Below are 23,928 nucleotides of genomic sequence, written 5' to 3'. Positions count from 1 at the left end.
GGTAACAATCTGATGGTTACGTTTCTTCAGTAAACTGAAACAGCTCAAAAGTCATCGTAACCCGTTATGACAAAAGCCCCTATGGACGTTCTCGCCGCCGTCAAATTAGCGGCAGCAAAAATTTCTATCAGATCGTTATTAATCTACTGCCCAGTGCGACTGAGAGAAACTACTTAGACGACGATGAGGCAACATCAAGCTTGACCGGGTGTATAAACAAAGACGTGCCAGTATCAAAATCAGACAAATACTCTGAATTTAATACACTTCTCTCATCACCCCATAGATACATGCCGGAAAAGCGAGCCAAACTTCTCCCAGTTACGCAGCAAAGCGAGCTCAAAGAGGACGGAATCGATATCTCAGGAAAAACATCCTCTGATATATAGTTTCCAAGTATCTCGCAGAACTCGCGAAGATACTTTCCTGAAACGAAAAATATATCACCCACCGCAGATGAGAGCGCTTCGATATCAAAGAAAGCATTGTAACCTTCAAAACCATTTCCAAGCTCAAAACTTCGCGGATCCTTTATGCGACCAAGAGCCCTAGTGTTCCATGCCCAACTAGAATTGTAGTCCCATCGCGTCGAAATGACATCGCAATAGAACGCCGCACATGGTTCAGCACCGTTAACAAATTTTGAAAAAGTTGAACAAGAAAAGTTTTTGTTTAGGTAAACATCGTCTTGGCAGAACATGTACCAACCCGACTCATCAAACCTCTCATCCCCTAGCAGCTTCATAGCTGCCATATATATCAATGTATGGTACGCGAAAGATCCTGCAGGAAAATGACTGCATCTCTCAGACTGCGGAGCAGCATTGGGCAATATATAATTTACGGCTGAGAAGCGACCCTCGTATAACTTGTCTATCGCAGGGATATTGCGACTGTAATTATGATTGAATATAATATTTGCATATAACTTGATACCGCCAGTAACTTCATCGTCTCTAGTGGCATGATAAGCACCAGGAGCGTATGTGTCGAGATATGATTGGGCATATACTGGATCGCCCATAATGTACTTTATGGCGCAGTATATCTGGTAATCATTCGAAAACCTCCTCGCAAACTTTGCAACCTCAGACGGATCCGCCATATGATAATACATCGGTCGTTTAGCGAAGATCCCAGCTGCCGAAGCATTTAAACGTTGTTGAGATACGTAATTGCCATCATCGTCAATCCGCCATCGGGCGAGTTCTGATAGGCCACGAAGCGATATAAAGTCAATTGCAGCGCCATCGTCCGTTGCGCAACAACCGAGAAAGATCCAGTTGCCCTCCATCTCACGGGAAGGATAGAGCGGATTTGCGCAATCACTCCACGGAGAAGTAATACACCGCTCTACACCGTCGGAGCTAATATAAGATATACGATCGACATCAACTTTAATCATTACCAACCCTTGCGCAGACCTCGTCAGCAACATGCATTGCTGAGGCTATCGCAGCATCCATATTGTAGTATTCCCACTCAGCAAAGCGCCCGCAAAGCCAAACATTACGAGCCCGTAGACCTTCACGTATCTTGTCGATTTCAGATCTCGTATTGCTTGCCTGAATTACGTAGGAGTTACTTTCGTAGTTGAGGCTTATTGCCTTAGGGTTGAATGGAAGCATCGATAGCGCCTCGCTCACCTCGGCCTCAGTGCATCTACCAACGAACTCAACTGTGCAGCTAATGCGACCGTTGCCAAGTGCGACAGAGTTGTTGCTGGGAGAAAAGTTCCCAGTCATGATCATTCTATGACTGCGTATCTTTATAGATGGAATGTACACCCAAGAATAAGGATTGCTGTCGCACGAGCATAACACTGTGGTAGTGCCGTTACTTGGAAAGTGGGATGCACTTAAGGTTTTGAGCTCAGTCAATTCAATAATCGAATTTAGATCTCGAATGTCGCCGGTGTATACGACTGAGTCATATCTACAGCCGTTAACTAAAGTTCGCTCTCCTAGAACAATAGAGCTGCATTTTTCAAACTTTACCTCAATATCGGAAATTATCTTATCGATAATAAATTGAGATCCACCTGTTCTAGGATAGAAGAACGTTGAGTGAACCATACTTTGCTCGTCAGCGCGGAAAACATTCGCATGCAAGATCGACGCCAGGTCTGGCATCGGCAGCTTACCTGCCAACCATGACATCGGCATCTCTCGAAGATCAGCATTCCAAATTTTCGTATTGTATGGAAAAAAGTACTCTTCACAGAGTGTCTGGCCAAACGTACTTAGCAAAAAGTCGTAAAAATTTTGGGTATTGCCCAAGTTTTTCTTTTCTCGAGCAACCTCGAGCAGCTCTGGTATTATTTTTGATACTTGGTCTTTGGGTAGTTGGTAGAGATGATTTTCGATTGGATATCCAATAAAGCTCTCTCCGATATAAATAGCAGCATTACGGCGCGCGAATATAAACTCAGCCTCGCGGTCAAAGAGCGACCAGAACCATCTCGAGACACGCGGATCATGTGAATTAAAAACGTGCCCACCTACTCTGTGAAACAAGTTCCCTTCTTCCTCTGTGCAAGCCACGAGCCCTCCAGTCCGCGGCTTCGACTCGTATATGACGACACTGTGCCCGTTGTCTCTAAGCAGCCTGGCACACGATGCGCCAGATATACCACTTCCGATTACTGCGATGCTAGCCATATTTACCTACCACTAAATTGCAGATGATCTGCTATTAACTCAAGGGAGCGGACATTACTGCCGTTCGATAGTTACCTAGTAAACCTTTGCGAGAAGAATAAAATAAATAAAGACGTTAATAGAGTATGATTGCCTGATATTCATCGTAATCTCTTACTGCAGTAAGTTTGTCACAATGACATTTTCTACGACATGGAAAATACAGAAATATCTGTGCAAAGTTTACGGGTGTAAAATTACACATACTCAATTATCAACGCCACAGCCTGTAAGGAAATACAGCGCGTTATGTTCATTTGCACTCCCCCACCCTCGCTCCCAGACAGCATAACTAAACCCTTGTAATGTTTGCATGTCGCCGATCGGTATACACAGTTGTATTCCCTGGTGATATGGCACCACTCACTCGTTGGGGGCATGCGCTAGCAAAGTAAATTCATGGTGTCAAATGAATGACACAAACAGGCAAAGGTCGACTTAAGAATTTGTCACCTCGAGATGTCCAATGATTCACATACAGGTCATATTAATCGTTGACTAGCGACACGCGTTCAAACATGACCGATTCCGTCGATCTGCGGGGCGCTTGATGAGTAGAGTTGCGTGATCTGCTACAACATGAATCCTCTTTTGGGAGAGAACAAAGATGTGCGGTATAGTGGCAATCGTCGGGACACGGCCCGTTTCTGAGAGGCTGGTCGATGCCCTCAAGCGGCTCGAATATCGCGGCTATGATTCGGCCGGTGTGGCGACGATCCATGACGGCCAGCTCGACCGTCGGCGCGCCGAAGGCAAGTTGTTCAATCTCGAAACGAAGCTCGCCGGCGATCCGCTTCCCGGCCTGATCGGCATCGCACACACGCGCTGGGCGACGCATGGCGCACCGACGGAGAACAACGCCCATCCGCATTTCACCGATGGCGTCGCCGTCGTGCACAACGGGATCATCGAGAATTTCTCCGAGATCAAGGATACCCTGATCGCTGACGGCGCGACCTTCTCGACGCAGACGGACACAGAGGTCGTCGCGCAGCTGCTCGCCAAGCTTCGGCGGGACGGGCTGGACGGTAGAGAAGCCATGCAGGCGATGCTGCGGTCGGTCACCGGTGCCTATGCGCTAGCGGTGCTGTTTGCCGATACGCCGGGTACGATTCTCGCAGCCCGTTCCGGCCCGCCGCTTGCGGTCGGCTATGGCGAGCAAGAGATGTTTCTCGGCTCGGATGCGATCGCGCTCGCGCCCTTCACCAACGAGATCACTTATCTCAACGATGGCGACTGGGCCGTGCTGACGGCGGATGGCGTCGACATCCTCGACCATGACGGCAACCCTGTGACGCGTCCGCGACAGGTGTCGATCGCCGCCGCCTACATGGTGGACAAGGGCAACCACCGGCACTTCATGGAAAAGGAGATCTACGAGCAGCCGGAGGTCATCTCGCACGCGCTTGGCCACTATGTCGATTTCACGGAGAACCGCGTCAGCGCTGCCGCCTCGGCCATCGATTTCGCCCGGATACCGAGCCTTGCCATCTCGGCCTGCGGCACGGCCTATCTCGCTGGTTTGATCGGCAAATACTGGTTCGAGCGCTATGCGCGGCTGCCGGTGGAGATCGATGTCGCCTCCGAGTTCCGCTATCGCGATATTCCCCTGTCGCCCGATGCGGCGGCTCTGTTCATCTCGCAGTCCGGTGAGACGGCGGATACGCTGGCGTCGCTGCGCTACTGCAAGGATCTCGGCCTGACGATCGGCGCGGTCGTCAACGCGAGTGAATCGACCATTGCCCGCTCGTCGGATGCCGTCTTCCCGATTCTCGCCGGTCCGGAAATCGGCGTCGCATCCACCAAGGCCTTTACCTGCCAGCTGGCCGTGCTCGCGGCGCTTGCCGTCGGGGCCGGGCGGGCGCGCGGCACCATTTCCATTGAGGAAGAGCGTGTTCTCGTACGGCATCTTGCCGAGATGCCGCGGATCATGGCGAGCGTTCTCAACGCCATCCAGCCGAAGATGGAAAGCCTCGCGCGGGAACTCGCCAAATGCCAAGATGCGATATACCTCGGCCGAGGCACCAGCTTCCCTCTCGCTATGGAAGGCGCGCTGAAGCTGAAGGAGATTTCCTACATCCATGCCGAGGGCTATGCGGCCGGCGAGCTGAAGCATGGGCCGATCGCGCTGATCGACGAGAACATGCCGGTCATCGTGATCGCGCCGCACGACCGGTTCTTCGAGAAGACCATCTCGAACATGCAGGAGGTCGCGGCCCGCGGCGGCCGGATCATCTTCATTACCGACGAACGGGGTGCGGCTGCTTCCAAGTTGGAGACCATGAGCACGATCGTGCTGCCGAACGTGGACGAACTGATCGCGCCGATGATCTTCTCATTGCCGATCCAGCTTCTGGCCTACCACACCGCCGTGTTCATGGGCACCGATGTAGATCAACCCCGCAATTTGGCAAAATCAGTAACCGTGGAATAACTGATGCCCCTCAAAAACTTGTACATACTGATTGAAAGATGGTTGGGGACGACGTGAGCAATGATCTCGTCTAGGCGACCCGCGTAGGCTTGCTGCGGGCAATATCTCCTGATATCTCCCTCGACCTAGGGAGATAGGACGAGCAAAGATAATGTTAGTTATTGCTAATTTGATTGCGGCGGAGTCTTGGAAGCGCGCGCAAACGCTACACGGCAACGCATTTCAGTATTCGCGAATCCATTCCCAGCATTCTTAAAACTAGTTAAATCTAAAGAGCGGATACGTTAGCTAGCTTGGGTCGACTAAGCAAAGTAAGAGCCAGCTTGAACAACATAAGAAAATGAGGATTGCTATGCAAAGTCTGCTAGCCGCGCAAACCGAAATCTCGTCGTTAAGCGACTTTGTCATACAGGAATTTAACATCAAAGCTAATTATGACTATGTCATAACTTGCTTCGAGCCAATTGGGAAAGTCCATGGTGGCATAGGCACCTACACTCGGTTGCTGCTAGAAAACGCAGGTCGGAGTAAAGTTTTACTCATATCCGCAAGTATGGAGGCCGATTTCTTCGAAGATTTCACTGCTAGATATGATAATGTATCGGTCGCTGTCCTTAGTAGAGCGACCTTACATGGTCAAAACCCTATCAACTTCATTGGCGATGACTACAATAAATTCTCTTTTAACATCATGAGATACCTTATTGCTCTTCAGGCAGGTGGGACAGAATTCAGTCGCGTCGAGTTCCCAGACTATGGTGGCGAAGGCTACTTTTCCATACGCGCTAAGAAGGCAGGCACAATAGCTTTTACCAGTTACGTGCGCCTCCATTCGCCACACTTTATGTTGTTTGGCGACAATAGAAAGTCACTGTTAGATTATCAAGACTACCATATAGAGATGGTTTCTTACGAAGTAAAAGCTCTTGAAGAGACAGATACAATACTATTTGGCAACGATGCGATGCTGCAGCATGTAATTGGAGCGGCTCAAAGTGAACTCAATGTCGACTTGAGTCACAAGGAGACACTAAAATTACCGCATCCTTGGCCCGAGTCCCATATTAAGCCTTCCTCTGGAATTACGACGATCATTGCAAACGGAAGGCCGTTTCAAAAAGATAGACTTAACATTGGCGTCATCGGACGACTCGAAACGCGTAAAGGGTCTGTAAAACTTGCAAAAACGCTCGGGGAAGCTGTAAAACAAGGCAGAATTGATCCAAAGATAATCAAGCTACATTTTTTTGGCGCTGACACCGAAGCGCCTGGCGTACCATCGATTCAAGCAGTGATTGCTGATATCCTCTCAGCGTCGGGTATCGAAGCAAAGTTTTGGGGAAGGTTGCCACAGGTTGTCCTGGCTGAAACTATTAAGGCGTGCGATGCAGCCATCTACCCATCGCTGTTTGAAAATTATCCGAATGCGTTGATAGAAGTTTTGCATCTGCCGCTATCGATACTAGTATCCAAATCCGGCGGCATGGAAGAAATATCTAAAAGTTTCGCGAATGTCAAAAGTTACGAGATAGACGATATTGAAGCGTTAGTGGCGTTCGTTTCATACGTCGAGATAGAAAAATCTAATCACGTCGCAGATAGGCAAAGATTGGTTTCACAAAGCGCTGACTCGCAAGATCTTTATAGGAAGGTCGCGATGCAGTTTAATTCGGAAGTCACTAAATTCCTTGCTGCCGCCAATAATGAGACAGCTAATGAGTTTTCTGTTGGCCAAGTTCGAGCAGGCAGTTGTGGCATCGTCATACCTCACTATAAAGACTTTAAGCATCTTCGCCTTGCAATCTTATCTGTTGTTGGGCAGCTAGCGTCAGGAGATGAGATAATAGTCGTCGATGATTGCTCAGGTGAAGACTTCGTGCGAGAAGAGGATGAGTTTAAAGCGTGGCTTGACAGCGTCCATAATCCTAGCAAAGTGGAACTTAAGTATCTCAAGAGTCAGTATAATGGCGGACCGGGTGCCGCTAGGAATCTCGGCGGCAAAGCAAGTACTAGTGACTATTTGATTTTCCTTGACTGCGACGATCTACTCGCACCAGGCGCCGTCCCGAAGCTTCGTAGTTATTTGGATTACAACGCGAATGTCGATGCGGCAACCGGGTTGATGAAGACTTTTGGTGTGGAAAACCACTACTGGTGCCCAAAAGACGGCATCAAGGACCTAATTCTTTTCAAGAATGTTTCGCATTGCGGGATAGTTATCCGCCGTGAGACGTTCCTGTCTACGTTATATAGTAATGATAGACAATTTCACTATGAAGACTGGGAATTCATGATGAGGCTGATCCTTACGGGGAGAAAGTTTGAGATGATACCTAGCGTGACGTACTTTTATAGAGTTCTCGCTGGCTCGCATTCCCGTAATCGGGCAAACTCTGAATTTGCTGGGCACTCTCAAGCAACCATTATCAAGAGTAGCCTTACCTTCGCGTACTCCAAAGGATTCTCTGTGTCAGCCTCATTGCTTGGCAGAATGGTATTGCAGACCAGTCATTTGCACGCGCCAATACGCCATCCCGACTCGTTTTACGTAAGCGGGAATTCAGTCGAGCGCGTCACGTACAGAGGCGCAAGGCCCTTTGACGGTCAGTATGCGATCGACGCAACGGTCGTCGAAGAGCAGGCTTTGGTTGTTAGTGGCTGGCTATCGACTAGTACTGAAAACGTAAAGTTCTCCGCTAATCACGACGGAAAAGCCATATTCTTAGACCACACTGCCGTCGGCCGTGAAGACGTTGTTGCGTATATGGCGCAACTGGGCTCAAGTCGTAAGGCGTATGGATTCGATTTATCAGTCCCTATTAACCAGCTTAACTTAGTAGAAGCAGGCAGTACTATTTTTGTTCATGATGGCGATGTAGTTTTCGAACTCGCTCGACTAGATACGCTCGTTGAGTCAGCTCTGAATTAAATTAGCAGCTTTCGCGGACCGACGTCGGGCGGATAGGGCGATATGGTTTATTAAATTAGACTTTCTTTGACATCAAATAACGGGCAGGCGCCGCTCTCTCTGACATGGGAAAGATTAAATGGTTATTTTCGGTTTATTAGAGACCGCGGTTAGAAGGAGAAAGTTTACCATTTGCTTCAAAAATTGGATCATTCGTGCGGTGACGTTGTTTCATTTGTATGATTCCTGCAGGGCGTGGAAATCCTCGAATACGTAAGATTTGTATCTACAGACAACTGTCACCATCATTACCCATAAGATCTCGGTTAATAGGAATATGTTGCCGTAGTTGTAAGAAGACGAAAGTAGAAATGAAGCCTAGATATTTCGGCACTGACGGCATTCGCGGGCAGGCCAACATTTTCCCGATGACGCCGGACCTTGCCATGCGGGTCGGCATTGCCGTCGGCACCATCTTTCGCCGTGGCGCGCACCGGCATCGGGTCGTCATCGGCAAGGATACCCGCCTGTCGGGCTATATGCTGGAAAACGCCTTGGTCGCCGGCTTCACCGCGGCCGGTGTCGATGCCTTCGTCCTCGGCCCCATTCCCACGCCCGCCGTCGCCATGCTGACACGGTCGCTGCGCGCGGATATCGGCGTAATGATCTCCGCCTCGCACAATCCGTTCGAAGACAACGGCATCAAGCTTTTCGGTCCCGATGGCTACAAGCTCTCCGACGATATCGAGAGCCAGATCGAGGAACTGCTCGATCAGGACCTGTCGATGCAGCTCGCGCACAGCAACGAGATCGGCCGCGCTAAGCGCATCGACGGCGTGCATGACCGCTATATCGAGCACGCCAAACGCACGCTGCCGCGCGACGTGACGCTGAAGGGCCTGCGCATCGCCATCGATTGCGCCAATGGCGCCGCCTACAAGGTCGCGCCGGCCGCCCTCTGGGAGCTCGGCGCCGACGTGGTGTCGATCGGCACGGAGCCGAACGGCACGAACATCAATCTGGACTGCGGCTCCACCAGCCCGGCTGCCCTCTCGAAGAAAGTGCACGAAGTCCGCGCCGATATCGGCATTGCGCTGGATGGCGATGCCGACCGCGTGCTGATCGTCGATGAAAAGGGTACGATCATCGACGGCGACCAGCTGATGGCCGTGATTGCCGACAGCTGGGCGGCGGAAGGCACCTTGCGCGGCGGCGGCATCGTCGCCACGGTCATGTCCAATCTCGGTTTGGAGCGTTACCTGCAGAGCCGCAAGCTGTCGCTCCAGCGCACCAAGGTCGGCGACCGCTATGTCGTCGAGCACATGCGCGAAAACGGCTTCAACATCGGTGGCGAGCAGTCGGGTCATATCGTGCTCTCGGATTTCGGCACAACGGGCGACGGCCTCGTCGCCGCGCTTCAGGTGCTCTCCAGCGTCAAGCGGCTGGGCAAGCCCGTCAGCGAGGTCTGCCACAAGTTCACGCCCGTGCCGCAGGTCCTGAAGAACGTGCGCATTTCCGCAGGCAAGCCGCTGGAGGACAATGCCGTCCGTCAGGCGATCGCCGATGCCGAGGCCGCACTGTCGAAGAACGGCCGCCTCCTCATCCGCCCCTCCGGCACCGAGCCGCTGATCCGCGTGATGGCGGAAGGCGACGATCGCGGCCAGGTCGAGCGCATCGTCGACGAACTCGTCTCCGTCATCGGCTCCGTCCGCCACGTTGCATGAGACTCGATGGTTTCCAAGCACGGCGCTGCTCTCTGGATGACCGGAAACCTCAAATCAGAGCTCACTTGGTGACCTGTGGCGCCGCCGGACGGATGTTGGCGGCATCTGCCTCCGATTTCGGGCTGGATTTCGTGGTGTCATCACCCCCTTCCGGGGCGGCCAGCGTCATGCGGCGGTACGGCGACCTTCGTGGAATACCAACCTCCATTGATGCTGACTCTCGGGGTTCCCAAAAGCCGACGAATCTGAATCGGTAGCGCAAATAGGAGGTTTGTAAGCGGTCAGCCGATCACGTCTGATTTGAAGTTCCAAGGCATGAGCGCCTCGGTCTCTGATACTGGCCAGCCCTGAGCGATGCGGACCAAGGTCTGGGAGAGCCAGTAGAGCGGATCGACGCCATTCATTTTGGCTGTCTGCAAGAGGGTGGCGACCGTTGCCCAGGTGCGTCCACCACCCTCGCTGCCGGCAAATAGACTGTGAGCGTCCGGCGAACGCATTTTCGTCTGGTCGAGCGGGCGGCTATGGGATGCGCTTTGCCTCATCAGCCATGACACGCTCTATCATCTCGGGATCGCATTGTTCATCGACAAGGAACTGGCGGATACCACCATCCCAGGTCCGTATGTCGGCGAGCAGAGCTTGAAGATCGTCAATTCCGTTTTCGGTCAGGCCTTTTGTGCCATCTTCACTGCCATCACGGACATACACCAATTCGCCCTCGGCGATGTTGTCCGAGTTGGCGGTGATTTCCTCGATCAGTTCGAGGTTCTCGCCGATCACGCGGGCAACTTCTTTAAGCGTGTAGATGAACCGCGATCGTGCCATCACGCAGCGTCGTATAGGTCTTTCGCCGGCGCCCACTGCCAGGGTAGCAGTTCCGCAAGTCGATCCTTGGGGTGCCCCTGGATTCTGGTCAGGACGTCTGTGAGATAGGCCTCCGGATTATGACCACGGAGTTTGGCAGTCTCGATAATGGTCAGGATGTTGGCGATGCGCTCACCACCCTTGTCCGACCCGGCGAAGAGCCAATTTTTTCTTCCGATTCCCATTCCCCGTTCATTCTGCCCATGTCGGCGATGAAGTCGAGGTTCATTATCGCTGGCATCCGTATTTCGGCCAGAAGGCAATCGTTCGGCGTGTCGAAGAACGCGCGACAGGTCGATTTCTGAAGGTTTTGGGGCCGCAAGGCGTCGTGGTTTCGATTGCCGGGTGGATGATCGATCCCGTGGTCTGCGGCGGCATGATCATGGGACCGCCAGGCGTCGATCTGGTGGCGCTGATCGAATTGAACAGGCTGGTCACCAGGACCGACAAGCCTGCAGTCTTCCGAAGTGGACTTAGAATCACTCAGGAGGACCATCATGAGATCCCGCAATACGCTCATGCCGGCGTCCGGCCGGCAGCTCGACCTGATGTTCAAAACCCAGACGCTCGACGGACTGAGCGAGAAGGATCGCAAGAAGGCGATATTGACGCTGGCTTGCCTGTTGATGCAGGCCGCCGGTCTTGTCGTCGAGGAGTTTAACGATGACCAGCACTGATTTCATTCCGACAGGCCTGCTCACGCGCAAGGCCGTCGTCTACGTGCGTCAGTCCTCTCAGTCGCAGGTTATGAACAATCTGGAAAGCCAGCGACGTCAGTATGATCTTGTTGACGTTGCGCGACAACACGGCTTCAGCGACATCGAGACCATAGACGATGATCTCGGACGCTCCGCAAGCGGAACGGTCGCGCGTCCCGGCTTCGACCGTCTTGTCGCCCTTTTATGTGCCGGCCAAGTTGGTGCCGTTTTATGCTTCGATGCCTCTCGGCTCGCCCGCAACGGCCGCGATTGGCATCACCTGCTCGAACTATGCGGCCTGGTCGAAGCTCGCGTCATTGACCATGACGGCGTTTACAATCCGTGCAGACCCAATGATCGGCTCCTGTTGGGCATGAAGGGAAGTATCAGCGAGTTCGAACTTGGCGTGCTAAGAGCCCGAATGCTCGATGCCGCCAGATCGAAGGCGCGCCGTGGAGAATTGCGCCTTTCCGTTCCATTCGGTTACATTTGGCATCGAGAAGCGGGGCTCGGGCTTGATCCGGATCTGCGGCTGCAGGAGGTGATCCGGTCGATCTTCGCCCGCTTCCATGAGCTTGGAAGCGCACGCCAAGTGCTCTTGTCGATGACACGGGACAATATCCACTTCCCGTGACCGTCGGACGAAGGTCGCATGACCAGCTTTGTTTGGACCCCAGTCCGTTATCGGAATGTCATCGGCATCCTGAAGAATCCCTTCTATGCCGGCGTCTACGTCTATGGAAAGAGCGAGAAGCGGACTACCATCATCGATGGGAGGGCACGGCGCAGCTACGGGCATGGCAAGCCGGTTGGCACCTGGGAAGTGATGATCCGGGATCATCACGAAGGTTACATCAGTTGGGAAGAGTACGAGCGTAACCAACAACAACTGGCGCTGAACAATTATGGTCGCTCGGGCGGGACCAAATCAGGCCGCGGCGGCAGAGCATTGCTATCGGGCCTCCTGAACTGCGGTCGGTGTGGACGGCGGCTGAGTGTTGCATATACGGGAAATCCGCAAAGCCGGCCCGTCTATCGCTGCGACAAACCGAACCTGATGATGGGCTTGCCTCGATGCATGACGTTCGGCGGTCCGCGGGTCGATGCGGCGGTTGCGCGCGAGTTGTTGCGCGCGGTAGAACCATTGGCGATCGAGGCGACTTTTGAAGCGGAGCGGATGCACCGGGAGCGACAGGAAGAACAGCACCACATCCACGACCTGGAACTGCGGCAGGCCCGCTACGAGGCAAGCCTTGCCGAGCGGCGTTATGCGGCATGCGATCCCGACAACCGCCTCATTGCCGCGCAGCTTGAGAAGAATTGGGAAACAGCGCTCCGCCGTGTGCGGGATCTGGAAGGGCGCAAGCCTGCCGAAAGTCCTTCGACCATCGAGGTCGACCCAGCCACCTTCGCGAACTTGGCTGACAATCTGCAGTCGGCCTGGGATTCGCCGGATGTGACCATGCGCGTGCGCCAACAACTGCTGCGCACGCTCATCGCCGACATTGTCGTTGATGTCGACGATGCGGTGCGTGACGTGGTGCTGACGATCCATTGGAAGGGTGGTCAGCATTCAGAGCTCAGGGTCCGCAAACCTCAGAGTGGCGAACATGGATGCGCCACCGCAGAGGATGCTCTGGCGGTGATGCGGAGCATGGCTGGCCGCTGGTCCGATGAACATATCGCCGCGTCGCTTAATCGAATGGGCATGCCTACCGGGCAAGGAAAAACCTGGACCGCGCACCGTGTCGCTTCGGTAAGGCGGGTACGCGCCATCCACGCCTACAAATCAGCCGACAAAGACGGCGAATGGCTGACCATGACCGAGGCTGCGGCAGTGTTGGGCGTGACCAATCATCGGATTCGACATCTGATCAAGACGAAGGCGTTGTCTGCCGAGCAGGTGGTTCCCGGCGCGCCGTATCAAATCCGCGCCTGCGACCTCAATTCTGCGGCCGTCCGAACTGCGATGGCGCGTAAGGGTCGCCCGTGTCGCCTTGCTGACGCCGACACGCTTCCAATGTTTACAGATAGTTAGAGAAGGAGTGCATAATGACTCAGGTCCGCCAAGCGGTCTCATAGCGCGCTCGGCTATGTTGTTGTCGATCTCAACACGGCCATCGTCGATGTAAACGCTCAACGCTGCCCACCGCGAGAGGGCATATCGCATCGCTTCAGCAAGCTTCTGCTTCTGTGGCAGTGTCGGGAGAGTCGCTTCGATCCAGACCTTCAGCTCTCCCAGTATGGGCTTGGCATGTTGTTGGCGCAGTTTGCGTCGCTCGTCAGCCGACATGCCGCGGATGCGATCCTCGACATCGTAGAGCGCGCCGATGCGCGATAGCGCTTCGTCTGCGATCGGTGACGGCTTCAGCTTGATCACGTCATGGAACTTGCGGCGCACATGCGCCATGCAGGCGGCCTCGATGATCTGGTTGCCGTAAAGCTTCTTGTAGCCGCCATAGCCATCGGCATGCATCACACCGCTGAAGTTTGCGAGATGGTCAGCCGGATGCACGCCCTTGCGGTCGGGGCTATAGTAATAGGCGATCGCGCCGGGAGTGGGATCTTGGTAACCGCTTCCATCGAAGACATAGACCCAGACCCTGCCGGTTTTTGTCTTGCCCCGCCCGGGGTCAAGAACATCGACCGGGGTATCGTCCGTATGTATTCGGTCGAGCGCGGCGATATGGGCTCTGATCAGCAAGATAAGAGGAGCCAGTAGAACGGAGACGCGGCCGACCCAGTCCGCCATGACGGAGCGGGAGATGTCTATGCCCAGCCGGTCGTACATCTCGGATAGGCGGTAGAGGGGGATGTGATCATCGAATTTGGCGACCATGATATGGGCCAGCAATCCTGGTCCGGGCTTGCCGCGCTCGATCGGCAGGGTCGGCATCTCACCCGCTACCGTCGTGTCGCACTCCCTGCAGATCATGCGCTTTTCGACATGGCGGACAATCTTTATGGACGCAGGCACGTGCTCCAGCACCTGGACCACCCTGTCGGCCGCCTTCAGGAACGAGGTGCCACCACAGGTCGGGCAATTGCAGGGCGCCGCATAGACCAGCTCTTCAGTTGGAAGACCATCGGGCAATGGCTTGCGCTTCGGCTTGTCCGGCGCGTCATCCAACTCCGGCAGAGGAGCTTTCCCGGAGCGCATCTCAGCCTCGGCACGGGAGGCCTCGATCTCCTCCAGCATCAGCTCAAACTGCTCGATCTTCCGGTCGATCTTTTCCGAAGAAGCGCCATGCTGCCGATGGCGGAGCAGCTCCAGTTGCGCGCGCAGGAGCCCGATAATGGAGTCTCGCTTGCTGACTTCGGCTTGCTGGCTCTCAAGTTTCGCCGCCTGTTCCGCGACGAGTGCGCGCAAAACAGATAGCTCGTCCTGACTGTCCAGCGGCGTTGTTTCCATACCCGCAAATGTAGCCGATTTGCGCCAAAATCGCCAGTATTTTGCCCCGGATCTCCCTGCAAAATATAGCTTTTATCCCGTTCGACCGGGAGCGGAAGTCCACGCCGGCCGGCGCCAGTCGATCCCTTCCACAAGCATCGAAAGCTGCGCCTGCGTCAGGTGCGCAACGCCTTCTTTCGCCGTCGGCCAGGGAAAGTATCCGCGTTCAAGAACCTTGTAAAATAGGCAAAACCCTTGGCCATCCCACCAGAGAAGCTTGATCCGATCGGCGCGCTTTCCGCGGAAGCCGAAGATCGCACCCGAGCCCGGTGCCTCCTTCACGACCGTCTCAACCAGCGCCGACAGACCATCAATGCCACGCCGCATGTCGGTCACTCCGCAGGCCAGATAGACCCGCACATTCCCGGAAGGCCCGATCACGCCGCCTCCAGACAGGCCACCAGCGACGATAGCAGCTCGAGATCCATGTCCGCCGCAATTCTCAGCAAGCGGCCATTCCTCAGGACAATTTCAACGTCTTTCCATCGAGACCGAGCGCCGCTCCTCTTGGAGCCGTCACTTAAGCTCTCAGAGCCCCCGACAAGCGACACCGGGACGAACGATACGGTCTCTGAAGGTTTCAGTTCGGGTGGCAAGAGTTTCCTTCGCCAGGCGTAAATCTGCTGCGGAAGAACGTCGTGCCGACGTGCCACGTCCGAAACGTTGCCATCCGCGCTGAATGCTTCGCGCAATATCGAAAGCTTCTGCTCTGTCGACCACCGCCGCTGTCGCTCCGTACCCGTCAGGATCTCAACCTTGGCCATTCATACCCTGTTACGTCACAAATGAATCATCTGTGACGTAACTTGCGCCAATTATGCACACGACCAAAACCGGCTCACCGGACGCTCACAATAGACTGTTTTTTCTCGTGATCGTTTGCGGCCTGATGGCACGTTCGACAATATTTGAGTCGATCTCGACCCGCCCGTCAGTCAGAAAGCGTTCCAGCGCCTCGCGCCGGGTGAGTGCGTAGCGGATCGCCTCGGCGGTCTTGGACTTGCCAGAGACCTTGCCCAGTTCCTTTTCCCAAAGATCAAAGAGGCCGGAGACGATGGTTGCAGATTTTTCCTGACGCAGTGTGGAGCGGCTGTCGGCATCCCGACCGCGGGCCTCATCCTCGATCTGCCACAACTCGGTCATCGCGATGATCGTATCCGTTGCAGCCTTCGAGACACCGCTGATGTGAAAGTCGTAAAACTTGCGGCGAAGATGCGCCCAACACCCTGCGAGATGGATCGTTTCATTGCTGCCGGCTTTGGCACGCGTCTTGGCCAGACTGGTATAGGCCGAGTATCCGTCAACTTGCAGGATGCCGCTGAACCCGGAGAGATGCCGCGCCACGCAATCAGCGCCCCTACTATCCTCAAAACGATAGGCAACCATCGGCGGGCTGGTTCCGCCATAGGGTCTATCATCGCGAGCATAAGCCCAAAGCCATGCTTTCGTCGTTTTCCCCGAACCGGGCGCAAGCGTGGGCAAGGTCGTCTCGTCGGCGAAGACCCTTTCTCCCTCCTTGACGCGCTCGAGGATATAATCGGCGCAAATCTGAAGTTCGAAGCCCAGATGCCCCATCCACTGGGCCATCACCGATCGGCTGATCTCGACACCGTCGCGTAGATAGATTGCTTCCTGCCGGTAAAGCGGAAGGCCGTCGGCGTATTTGGAGACGGCGATATAGGCGAGCAGTCGCTCCGTCGGCAGGCCGCTTTCGATGATGTGCGCCGGTGCCAAAGCCTGGAGCACACCATCGTGGCCGCGGAAGGCGTATTTGGGGCGGCGCGTCACGATGACCCGGAACTTCGGCGGCACGACATCCAGCCGTTCGGAGCGATCCTCACCGATCAGGACCTTTTCCAGTCCCTTGCAGCCGGCCGGGATCTCCGGCTCGATCACCTCCTCGATGCGTTCGAGATGAACGGCAAAACCCTTGCGCGGACGTGGTGCTCGTTTCGGCTTGTCTTTAGCCGCGTGATCAAGCTCGCTCTGGATTGCCGAAAGGCCGGTCTCGACTTCCTCGAAGGCAAAGGACACCTGTTCCTCATTGACGCCAAGGCGCAGCCGCTCGGAACGGGTGCCATGTTGTGTGCGCTGCAGAACCTTCAGGATCGATGTGAGATTGGTGATCCGCTCGTTGGCGCTCTTCTCGACGGCTTCCAGGCGGGCGATCTCAGCTTCGGCGGCGACAAGCCGGGCCTCCTTGACGGCTTGTTCGCGGGCCAGCGCAAGAACCATCGCTTTCAGCGCGTCAACGTCGTCCGGCAGGTCGTGAAGGGGCAAATCCATGGGAAGGATTAGAGCACAAAAACAGCCGTTTTCCCAACCATTACAGCGGCATGATTCATCTTGCCGCAGGCGCTGTCAGCCCGTCAACAGGGGCCGCCTGACCTTGGTCGGGCGGATCTTTTTCCAATCCATTCCGGCCAGCAATGCCATAAGCTGAGAATGGTCCAGACGTATCCGTGCCGCCGATATGCCCGGCCAGCAGAAGCCTTGATCTTCCAAGGTTTTCGAATAGAGGCAAACACCACTGCCATCCCACCAGACTATACGAATACGATCGGCCCGTTTCGACCGGAAGACGTAAAGCGCGCCATTGAAAGGATCGAGACCGCCATCCCTCACCAGCGCCATCAAGGAGGCGGCTCCCTTGCGGAAGTCGATCGGCTGGCACGACACATAAACCACCACACCCGACGCGATCATGCCTTGCGAACCGCCTGCAGAACCTTCACCAGGTGATCAGGGTCAAAATCGTCGCTGAGGCGCACCATGATATCGCCGATGACGATTTCCACCGCAGAGCTGCTGACCGTTTCAACGCGGGCGAACTTGATCTCCTTGCCCGTTCTCTCCGTCAGGGGCGCAACAACTCCCGATGCCAGTGCGTTGCGACGCCACCCGTAAAGCTGCGAGGGATCCAAGCCTTCAGACCGGGCAACCGCCGAGACATTGGCCCCAGGCTGCAGCGTCGCGGCGACGATCCGCGCCTTTTCGTCATCCGACCAATCCCGCGGCTTGCGCCGACGTCGGACTCGTTCTGCCGTCAAAACCTCAAAGGATCGAGGCTGATTCACACTATCATTCATAGGACTCTCCGCATGACTCATGCAGAAAATCGCCGATCAGCAGTCCGAATGATACGTGGGGTGCACTACGCGCTTACTCTGCTCACGGTGCATGTAGACCTTCAGATCAGCGCCCAGTCTGAACATGGCAAGGCACTCCAATGATCGGCGTCAACGAATCCACATCACCGGATTGCGGCGTGAGCTTCACTCCATTCGGCAAGCATGCACTGATTGTGGAAGAACCCGACAGATTAGCCTTGCCCCGTGATGCAGGGTGTTCTTCGCTATCCGCGACCGTGATATCCAGCGGGCGCATCCCGACAGGCAGGCTACAGTCTGCTGCGACGACCGGGATAAACGGTGAGCTTGCAGATCCCGCCGACAAGCCAGCCTCCCTGGCATCCTTGACCCATTTGCGCAGTAGGTTGGCATTGATCCCATGCATAAGCGCAAGGCCGGATATCGACACACCAGGCTGAAGGCAGGCCGCAACAAGCCGCTCCTTTGATCCCCGATCATAGCGGCGTCGTCCATCACGCCCCACCAACCGCACGCGCAGTTTCTGCTCTTCGTCACTCATGTTTGGTGTCCACCTATTTTCAGACTGTGCAAAAACTCCTCGGGATTCCAACGGCAAGTGAACCGTAGTATGTTGTTTACATGGCACATTTATCTGGCTCAGACCGTTCGCAGCTGCTGCTTCTCCCCGAAGCGGTTGATGACTATGTCGGATCGGACAATCCGGTTCGCCTCATTGAGGCCTTTGTGGATAGCATTGATCTTGTCGCCGCTGGGTTTTCCCGCGTAACGGCAAAAGAGACGGGCCGCCCCGGCTACGATCCGGCTGATCTGCTTAAACTTTATCTCTACGGATATTTGAATCGGGTACGTTCGAGCCGAAAGCTGGAAGCAGAAACCCGCCGTAATATCGAGGTGATCTGGCTGCTGCGCCATCTGAAACCTGATTATCGGACAATCGCATCTTTTCGCCGAGTGAATTGCGCAGCCTTCAAGCAAATTTTCCGCGAGTTTGCCATCGTCTGTCGTCGGCTCGATTTGTTCGGCAGGGAAATGCTTGCCGTGGATGGTACGCGCATCAAGGCGGTCAATAATAGGCATCGCAACTTCACGCGCACAAAGCTGTTGGATCTTGTACGTCGCGCCGACGAAAAACTTTCCGACTATGTGAAAGCGCTTGATGACGGTGATGCCGACGAGGAGAAAGCGGCCAGTAATATCCGTTCGACCGGTAGAAGCAGTGACACTGAGAAGAAGATTGCGGCGCTCAGGACGAGGCGGCAGAAGTTCAGCAGTTTGCTTGCCGAGCTGGACCGCACAGGTGAGGATCAGATATCGCTGACGGATCCAGATAGCAGGGCTATGCCGAATATGATGAAAGTTGGGGTTGGGTACAACGTTCAGCGGGCAGTTGACGTGAAGCATAAGCTGATCGCTGAGGAAAAAGTCAGCAACAATGTTCTCGATATCGGCTTGCTGGCGCCGACCGTTGAGTCGGCCATGCAGCTACTCGGTGTCGAGCAGATCGAGGCAGTTGCCGATCGTGGCTATTACAAGATCGAAGACATAGAAGCTTGCGAGAAGGCTGGCGTCACCGCCTATGTGCCAAGACCAAACCGTGGATCGACAATAGATGATGGGTTTTTCTCGAAGGGGAAGTTCACCTACCAGCCAGATATAAACGCCTATATCTGCCCCAATGGCGCAGTCATGTCTCCTCGTCGGAGTGGTAAAAAACGAGGTCTTGCAAGAACCTATTTTGCAAACCGCATCGCCTGCCAATCATGTGCCATCAAAAACAGATGCACGCCAACTGCCTTTCGACAGATCATGCGCCTGGAGAATGCAGCTGTTCTTGATCGCATGGCGGAAAGGCTGAGCCAACGTCCAAATATTATGAGTCAGAGAAAGGAAAGCGTTGAGCATCCGTTTGGGACTATTAAGCAATGGATGAACCAAGGCGCGTTCCTGATGCGTGGGCTGAACCACGTTCAGGGAGAGTTTAGCCTAACTGCAGTCGCCTATAATATCAGAAGGGCAATCGCCCTTGTTAGCATCCCGGATCTGATAGGCGCTATGAAGGCATAATCGGGAAATCTGCGTTTTGAGCGCAGGAAAATCCATTAAGATACTACATTTTGGTCTCCTACTGCCCCAATCGCGTTAATGAGAGAAATTCCCAAGAATTCCTCATCGGTCCAAGACGAGTCCGCGTATCACCCGATCCTTCGACGTTTTAGGACGGTCTGAAAAAAGGTGGACACCAAGTATGGGTGAAGGTCAAAAACTCGCTGTGCGGCTGGTTGGTCGGAATGGAAGACGGCGCTTCGATCAAGGTTCAAAAGATCGCCTCGTTGCGGCCTGCCTTGAACCCGGCGCATCAGTATCGAAACTTGCGCGAGAACACGGGGTCAACGCGAACCTCGTTTGGAAATGGATCAGGAAACATACCCCGGCACATCCATTATCGCCGTCTTCGACATCTGCGTTTATTCCGGTTCAGATTGCCGCCCCGAGCAGCGAGTTCGCCATTGAGATGCCTGCCACGGATCGCGAAGAGCGATTGCCGACGACGGGGAGGAGCGACCCGCTGGCCTCTCCAGCGAAGGTGAGTGTATCATTGCCGAATGGTGTGAGATTGACGCTGGAGTGCCGCGATCTCAACGCATTGACGGCAATCATCGGAGCTCTGGGTCATGTTTAAGCTTGGCGCTGATCTTCAAGTCTATCTGCATCGCGAACCGATCGACTTCCGGGCCGGCATCAATAGCCTTGCGGTCCTGGTCCAGGAGACGATGGCGCTGGACCCGTTTGCTCCTGCAGTGTTTGCCTTCTGCAACCGCCGGCGTGACCGGGTGAAGCTGCTATTCTTCGATCGCTCGGGCTTCGTGCTCATCCTGAAGCGGTTGACCGAAGACAAGTTCCGATGGCCGCGCGGAGAGGTGACGGTGGTCACACTGACGACCGAGCAACTGCACTGGATCCTCGACGGGATCGATATCGATGCGATGATCCGCCATCCCGTGTGGCAGTATCAGATCGCCGGCTAAAGGTGGCGAATTGAGCTATTGACGCGGCGGCGCGGCTCAGATTCAAAACTGGGATGACCCGAACCGGCGAACTGAGCGTTGCAGAGCTGATGGCGCAGTTGGCGGCCAACGCCGCCGAAATTGCTGCGCTCAAAGCCGAGAAGGAGGCCCTCTCGCAGCGGGTCGTCAAGCTTGAAGAAGAACTGGCGCTTGCAAGGCTCCATCGTTTTGCCCCCCGCAGCGAAAAGCACATTGATCGCATCTTCAACGAGGCCGAAGAGGCCGCGGACGAGAATGATCCTGATTATGGCGACGCGGTCGCCGATCTCCCGGATACAGGCTTGCCGGTGGTCCAAAGCACCACGGGAAAGAAGCGTGGCAGAAGGCCTCTACCGGAAGATTTGCCACGCGAGCGTGTCGAATATGACCTTGCCGACGATCAGAAAGCTTGCCCTTGCTGCGACAGTCAAATGCATCGAATGGGCGAGGCCGTCACCGAGCAGCTCCATATCGAAGTCAAGGCAAAAGTCTTGCAGAACGTGCGGTTCAAGTATGCCTGCCGCCATTGCGACCGCACCGGGATCAATACGCCTGTCGTGATCGCTCCGATGCCGACGCAGCCCCTGCCGGGCAGCATCGCCACCGCCTCGACACTGGCTTTCGCGCTCGTCCACAAATACGTCGATGGCACGCCGCTCTACCGCGTGGCTCAGACATTCGAGCGTGCCGGCGTTCCGATCAGCCGAGGCGCTCTCGCTCACTGGGTGATCGGCTCGAGCGAGAAGCATCTTCACCGCATCTATGATGCGCTGAGATTGCGGCTCAGGTCGCAGCCTCTCATTCACGGTGATGAGACGACCGTTCAGGTCCTCAAGGAAAAGAATAAGGAAGCCACCAGCACATCGTATATGTGGGCTTATCGCAGCGGCGAGGATAGTGACGAGCCGATCGTGCTTCTCGACTACCAGCCCGGCCGCGGTCAGATTCACCCACAGACCTTCCTTGGCAAATACCGCGGCATACTCATGACGGATGGCTACACAGCCTGGCGCGCCTTCGATGATGCCACCCATGTCGGCTGCATGGCGCATTCCCGGCGGCGCTTTGTCGAGGCACTTAAAACCAGAAAGAATGGAGGCGGACCGCCGGAACAGGCACTCCGGTTCTTCGAGCAGCTCTACCGGATCGAAAAACAGGCAGACAAAAAGCCCGACGCCGATGAAACGCAGGCCGATTGTATTCGCCGTTCCGGCAACAGCACAGCTTGCCGGTCCTGAACGCTCTAAAGGCATGGCTTGACAATATCGCGCCGAAGATTGTGCCGGATACAAAGCTCGGCGATGCAGTGTCCTACACCCTCAATCAATGGGATTATCTGACGCGCTATATCACCGACGGCAGGATGCCGATCGATAACAACATTCTGGAGCGTGACATCAGGGTCTTTGCGACAGGAAGAAAATCGTGGTTGTTCAGCGACACCGCTGACGGAGCCAAGGCCAGCGCAGTGGTCTACAGTTTGATGCTGACTTGCCGCGCATGTGGCGTCGACCCACTCACCTGGCTGCGCTATGTGCTCACTGAGTTGCCGCAGCGGGACGAAGCGGCCGAAATCGACGACCTGCTGCCGTTCAACTACGCCACGACCACTGCGGCGTAATAGACCTGGATATCAAAATCGGTGTGATGGCGGTTCAGCGCTGCCGCAGCCGTCAAGGTGCATCGAAAATTGCGCTTACTCCGCTTGGGCCTCTACCTCGGCGATAATGGCATCCTGGTAAGGACCCAATTTGCCGCCCCCGCCAGGCCGTCCTCGCCGGGACGGCTCGACCGAACCTGTTCGATCCGCTCGCTGCTTGAGCCGAACAGCCGTGGCCGGCGAAACTTTGAAGGCAGCAGCTGCTGCTCGGCGCGTTTCGCCCTGCGTTATCGCATCAACAATCCGCTGGCGAAGGTCCAATGAATAGGCGCGAGACATGGCAAGTCCTCCTGCCATGTTGAATCATGAAATCGAAACCAAAGGAGCCGCCGGATTCTCAAAAGGCGCCCGACGCTCTAGGGAGAGCATAAATCACGGCCGAATTGAGTTTCGCTCCAAATAATTCCCAGCTAGAAAAGCCTCGTATGTATCCGCAATACCCTTCTCCAGCGATACAGTAGGAGCCCACCCTAGAGAGCGTAGCCTGTCAGCACTCATAAGTTTTCGCGCTGTTCCGTCCGGCTTACTAAGATCGTGGTTGATAGACCCTTTGAAGCCCACGATTTTGGCCACAAGCTGAGTCAGTTCTAAGACAGTTATATCCCTGCCGGACCCAACATTGACGTGTAGCTCATCGGAATAAAACTTTATCAAGTGTACACATGCACTGGCGCAGTCATCAACGTGGAGGAATTCGCGGCGAGGTGTGCCTGTTCCCCACATGATAATTTCAGAGGCGCCGGAAATCTTTGCCTCGTGCGACTTGCGAATCAACGCTGGCATCACATGACTTGATTTTAGATCGAAGTTGTCGCCACGACCATAAAGATTTGTAGGCATCGCAGAGATGAAATCGTTTCCATGCTGGCGACGATAAGCTTGGCATAGTTTGATCCCCGCGATCTTTGCGACCGCATACCACTCATTAGTTTCCTCTAGCGTTCCCGTTAGTAATGCTTCTTCCCTAATTGGCTGCTGAGCGTGCTTTGGATAAATGCACGATGATCCTAGGAAAAGAAGCTTTTCCACTCCTACTCGATGAGCGGAGTGGATGATGTTGGCTTCCAAAATCAAATTCTCGTAGAGAAAATCGGCTGGATAGGTGTCGTTGGCAAGAATACCCCCAACCTTTGCCGCGGCTAAAACCACAACATCCGGGCGGCTTTTTTTCATCCACGCTTCAACATCAGCCTGGCGAGTAAGATCTAATTCTGCTCGACTCGCAGTGAGAACTTGGCAACTCTCCAATGCTAGACGTCGAACGATAGCTGAGCCTACCATGCCACGATGACCAGCGACGTAAACTCTCTTACCCCTCAAATCATACAGCATA

Annotated in this window: 18 protein-coding genes and 6 pseudogenes; 9 read left to right on the top strand and 15 right to left on the bottom strand. The window is 54.8% G+C overall.

Annotated features, from left to right (window positions below):
- Positions 1-169: 169 nt before the first annotated feature.
- Entirely contained in the window at positions 170-1,405 is a 1,236-nt protein-coding gene (locus G8E10_RS15045; RefSeq protein WP_167129922.1) for a hypothetical protein, read from the bottom strand.
- The gene (locus G8E10_RS15040; RefSeq protein WP_167129921.1) at positions 1,398-2,660 is read right to left on the bottom strand and encodes a protoporphyrinogen/coproporphyrinogen oxidase; all 1,263 of its coding nucleotides are present in this window, start codon (positions 2,658-2,660) and stop codon (positions 1,398-1,400) included. The genes G8E10_RS15045 and G8E10_RS15040 overlap by 8 nt, the downstream gene beginning before the upstream one ends.
- 646 nt (positions 2,661-3,306) lie before the next feature.
- On the opposite strand from G8E10_RS15040, the gene glmS reads away from it, so the two are divergent.
- From glmS to glmM, 3 genes are all read left to right on the top strand, one after another.
- Entirely contained in the window at positions 3,307-5,133 is a 1,827-nt protein-coding gene (gene glmS, locus G8E10_RS15035; RefSeq protein WP_167129920.1) for a glutamine--fructose-6-phosphate transaminase (isomerizing), read from the top strand.
- A 352-nt stretch (positions 5,134-5,485) separates the two neighbouring features.
- The gene (locus G8E10_RS15030; protein ID WP_167129919.1) at positions 5,486-8,062 is read left to right on the top strand and encodes a glycosyltransferase; all 2,577 of its coding nucleotides are present in this window, start codon (positions 5,486-5,488) and stop codon (positions 8,060-8,062) included.
- A 350-nt stretch (positions 8,063-8,412) separates the two neighbouring features.
- Positions 8,413-9,765 carry a phosphoglucosamine mutase gene (glmM, locus tag G8E10_RS15025; protein ID WP_167129918.1) on the top strand — a complete coding sequence of 451 codons (1,353 nt, stop codon included), beginning with the start codon at positions 8,413-8,415 and terminating at the stop codon, positions 9,763-9,765.
- A 281-nt stretch (positions 9,766-10,046) separates the two neighbouring features.
- Here the strand turns inward: glmM and G8E10_RS15020 are convergent.
- The 4 genes and pseudogenes from G8E10_RS15020 to G8E10_RS15005 form a co-directional block, all read right to left on the bottom strand.
- Positions 10,047-10,244: pseudogene (locus G8E10_RS15020) on the bottom strand (transposase domain-containing protein); the annotation flags it as partial.
- Between the two features lie 40 nt (positions 10,245-10,284).
- The gene (locus tag G8E10_RS15015) at positions 10,285-10,590 is read right to left on the bottom strand and encodes a hypothetical protein (RefSeq protein WP_132665877.1); all 306 of its coding nucleotides are present in this window, start codon (positions 10,588-10,590) and stop codon (positions 10,285-10,287) included.
- Positions 10,590-10,820: pseudogene (locus G8E10_RS15010) on the bottom strand (transposase domain-containing protein); the annotation flags it as partial. The pseudogene G8E10_RS15010 and the gene G8E10_RS15015, both read right to left, overlap by 1 nt.
- Positions 10,742-11,149, bottom strand: a complete 408-nt coding sequence (locus G8E10_RS15005; RefSeq protein WP_167129864.1) for a hypothetical protein — start codon at positions 11,147-11,149, stop codon at positions 10,742-10,744. The gene G8E10_RS15005 and the pseudogene G8E10_RS15010, both read right to left, overlap by 79 nt.
- Between G8E10_RS15005 and G8E10_RS15000 the strand changes: the two genes are divergently transcribed.
- Complete coding sequence (locus G8E10_RS15000; RefSeq protein WP_110803328.1) at positions 11,127-11,306, top strand: hypothetical protein; 180 nt, start codon at positions 11,127-11,129, stop codon at positions 11,304-11,306. The genes G8E10_RS15005 and G8E10_RS15000 overlap by 23 nt on opposite strands.
- Positions 11,293-13,365, top strand: a pseudogene (locus tag G8E10_RS14995) (recombinase family protein). The gene G8E10_RS15000 and the pseudogene G8E10_RS14995 overlap by 14 nt, the downstream one beginning before the upstream one ends.
- Before the next feature lie 27 nt (positions 13,366-13,392).
- Here the strand turns inward: G8E10_RS14995 and tnpC (G8E10_RS14990) are convergent.
- The 7 genes and pseudogenes from tnpC (G8E10_RS14990) to tnpA (G8E10_RS14960) form a co-directional block, all read right to left on the bottom strand.
- Positions 13,393-14,739: pseudogene (gene tnpC, locus G8E10_RS14990) on the bottom strand (IS66 family transposase); the annotation flags it as partial.
- Positions 14,740-14,811: 72 nt separating this feature from the next.
- Complete coding sequence (tnpB, locus tag G8E10_RS14985; protein WP_207904077.1) at positions 14,812-15,159, bottom strand: IS66 family insertion sequence element accessory protein TnpB; 348 nt, start codon at positions 15,157-15,159, stop codon at positions 14,812-14,814.
- Positions 15,156-15,542: an IS66-like element accessory protein TnpA gene (gene tnpA, locus G8E10_RS14980; RefSeq protein ID WP_110731357.1), complete on the bottom strand. Its 387-nt coding sequence runs from the start codon at positions 15,540-15,542 to the stop codon at positions 15,156-15,158. The genes tnpB (G8E10_RS14985) and tnpA (G8E10_RS14980) overlap by 4 nt, the downstream gene beginning before the upstream one ends.
- 91 nt (positions 15,543-15,633) lie before the next feature.
- Positions 15,634-17,064: pseudogene (tnpC, locus tag G8E10_RS14975) on the bottom strand (IS66 family transposase); the annotation flags it as partial.
- 75 nt (positions 17,065-17,139) lie between these two features.
- The gene (gene tnpB, locus G8E10_RS14970) at positions 17,140-17,484 is read right to left on the bottom strand and encodes an IS66 family insertion sequence element accessory protein TnpB (RefSeq protein ID WP_110808505.1); all 345 of its coding nucleotides are present in this window, start codon (positions 17,482-17,484) and stop codon (positions 17,140-17,142) included.
- Positions 17,481-17,867: a transposase gene (locus tag G8E10_RS14965; RefSeq protein WP_167129917.1), complete on the bottom strand. Its 387-nt coding sequence runs from the start codon at positions 17,865-17,867 to the stop codon at positions 17,481-17,483. The genes tnpB (G8E10_RS14970) and G8E10_RS14965 overlap by 4 nt, the downstream gene beginning before the upstream one ends.
- 106 nt (positions 17,868-17,973) lie before the next feature.
- Positions 17,974-18,429, bottom strand: a complete 456-nt coding sequence (gene tnpA, locus G8E10_RS14960; RefSeq protein WP_167129916.1) for an IS66-like element accessory protein TnpA — start codon at positions 18,427-18,429, stop codon at positions 17,974-17,976.
- An 80-nt stretch (positions 18,430-18,509) separates the two neighbouring features.
- On the opposite strand from tnpA (G8E10_RS14960), the gene G8E10_RS14955 reads away from it, so the two are divergent.
- The 4 genes and pseudogenes from G8E10_RS14955 (at position 18,510) to tnpC (G8E10_RS14940) (ending at position 22,556) form a co-directional block, all read left to right on the top strand.
- Positions 18,510-19,955 carry an IS1182 family transposase gene (locus tag G8E10_RS14955; RefSeq protein WP_167129915.1) on the top strand — a complete coding sequence of 482 codons (1,446 nt, stop codon included), beginning with the start codon at positions 18,510-18,512 and terminating at the stop codon, positions 19,953-19,955.
- A gap of 181 nt (positions 19,956-20,136) precedes the next feature.
- On the top strand, positions 20,137-20,571 hold the full coding sequence (gene tnpA / locus G8E10_RS14950; protein WP_167129914.1) for an IS66-like element accessory protein TnpA: 435 nt from the start codon (positions 20,137-20,139) through the stop codon (positions 20,569-20,571).
- A complete protein-coding gene (gene tnpB, locus G8E10_RS14945; RefSeq protein ID WP_167129913.1) occupies positions 20,564-20,917 on the top strand; it encodes an IS66 family insertion sequence element accessory protein TnpB in 354 nt (117 codons plus the stop codon). The genes tnpA (G8E10_RS14950) and tnpB (G8E10_RS14945) overlap by 8 nt, the downstream gene beginning before the upstream one ends.
- 53 nt (positions 20,918-20,970) lie before the next feature.
- Positions 20,971-22,556 (top strand): annotated as a pseudogene (tnpC, locus tag G8E10_RS14940) (IS66 family transposase).
- Positions 22,557-22,631: 75 nt separating this feature from the next.
- Here tnpC (G8E10_RS14940) and G8E10_RS26320 read toward each other — a convergent pair.
- Together G8E10_RS26320 and fcl are read right to left on the bottom strand one after the other, a co-directional pair.
- On the bottom strand, positions 22,632-22,874 hold the full coding sequence (locus tag G8E10_RS26320) for a helix-turn-helix domain-containing protein (protein ID WP_167129912.1): 243 nt from the start codon (positions 22,872-22,874) through the stop codon (positions 22,632-22,634).
- Between the two features lie 93 nt (positions 22,875-22,967).
- On the bottom strand, positions 22,968-23,927 hold the full coding sequence (fcl, locus tag G8E10_RS14930) for a GDP-L-fucose synthase (protein ID WP_167129911.1): 960 nt from the start codon (positions 23,925-23,927) through the stop codon (positions 22,968-22,970).
- Between the last annotated feature and the right edge of the window lies 1 nt (position 23,928).

It is taken from the genome of Ferranicluibacter rubi (assembly GCF_011603255.1).
Lineage (GTDB): Bacteria > Pseudomonadota > Alphaproteobacteria > Rhizobiales > Rhizobiaceae > Ferranicluibacter > Ferranicluibacter rubi.
This window is presented reverse-complemented; position numbering and strand designations above follow the sequence as displayed.

What these genes read in the sequence shown, in the direction of transcription:
- G8E10_RS15045 (WP_167129922.1), bottom strand. Translation starts at nt 1,405, where the DNA reads ATGATTAAAGTTGATGTCGATCGTATATCTTATATTAGCTCCGACGGT.
- G8E10_RS26320 (WP_167129912.1), bottom strand. Translation starts at nt 22,874, where the DNA reads ATGTCTCGCGCCTATTCATTGGACCTTCGCCAGCGGATTGTTGATGCG.
- G8E10_RS15015 (WP_132665877.1), bottom strand. Translation starts at nt 10,590, where the DNA reads ATGGCACGATCGCGGTTCATCTACACGCTTAAAGAAGTTGCCCGCGTG.
- G8E10_RS15040 (WP_167129921.1), bottom strand. Translation starts at nt 2,660, where the DNA reads ATGGCTAGCATCGCAGTAATCGGAAGTGGTATATCTGGCGCATCGTGT.
- G8E10_RS15000 (WP_110803328.1), top strand. Translation starts at nt 11,127, where the DNA reads ATGAGATCCCGCAATACGCTCATGCCGGCGTCCGGCCGGCAGCTCGAC.
- G8E10_RS14965 (WP_167129917.1), bottom strand. Translation starts at nt 17,867, where the DNA reads ATGAATGATAGTGTGAATCAGCCTCGATCCTTTGAGGTTTTGACGGCA.
- glmS (WP_167129920.1), top strand. Translation starts at nt 3,307, where the DNA reads ATGTGCGGTATAGTGGCAATCGTCGGGACACGGCCCGTTTCTGAGAGG.
- tnpB (WP_167129913.1), top strand. Translation starts at nt 20,564, where the DNA reads ATGTTTAAGCTTGGCGCTGATCTTCAAGTCTATCTGCATCGCGAACCG.
- tnpA (WP_110731357.1), bottom strand. Translation starts at nt 15,542, where the DNA reads ATGGCCAAGGTTGAGATCCTGACGGGTACGGAGCGACAGCGGCGGTGG.
- fcl (WP_167129911.1), bottom strand. Translation starts at nt 23,927, where the DNA reads ATGCTGTATGATTTGAGGGGTAAGAGAGTTTACGTCGCTGGTCATCGT.
- tnpA (WP_167129914.1), top strand. Translation starts at nt 20,137, where the DNA reads ATGGGTGAAGGTCAAAAACTCGCTGTGCGGCTGGTTGGTCGGAATGGA.
- G8E10_RS15005 (WP_167129864.1), bottom strand. Translation starts at nt 11,149, where the DNA reads ATGAGCGTATTGCGGGATCTCATGATGGTCCTCCTGAGTGATTCTAAG.
- tnpB (WP_110808505.1), bottom strand. Translation starts at nt 17,484, where the DNA reads ATGATCGCGTCGGGTGTGGTGGTTTATGTGTCGTGCCAGCCGATCGAC.
- G8E10_RS15030 (WP_167129919.1), top strand. Translation starts at nt 5,486, where the DNA reads ATGCAAAGTCTGCTAGCCGCGCAAACCGAAATCTCGTCGTTAAGCGAC.
- glmM (WP_167129918.1), top strand. Translation starts at nt 8,413, where the DNA reads ATGAAGCCTAGATATTTCGGCACTGACGGCATTCGCGGGCAGGCCAAC.
- tnpA (WP_167129916.1), bottom strand. Translation starts at nt 18,429, where the DNA reads ATGAGTGACGAAGAGCAGAAACTGCGCGTGCGGTTGGTGGGGCGTGAT.
- G8E10_RS14955 (WP_167129915.1), top strand. Translation starts at nt 18,510, where the DNA reads ATGGCACATTTATCTGGCTCAGACCGTTCGCAGCTGCTGCTTCTCCCC.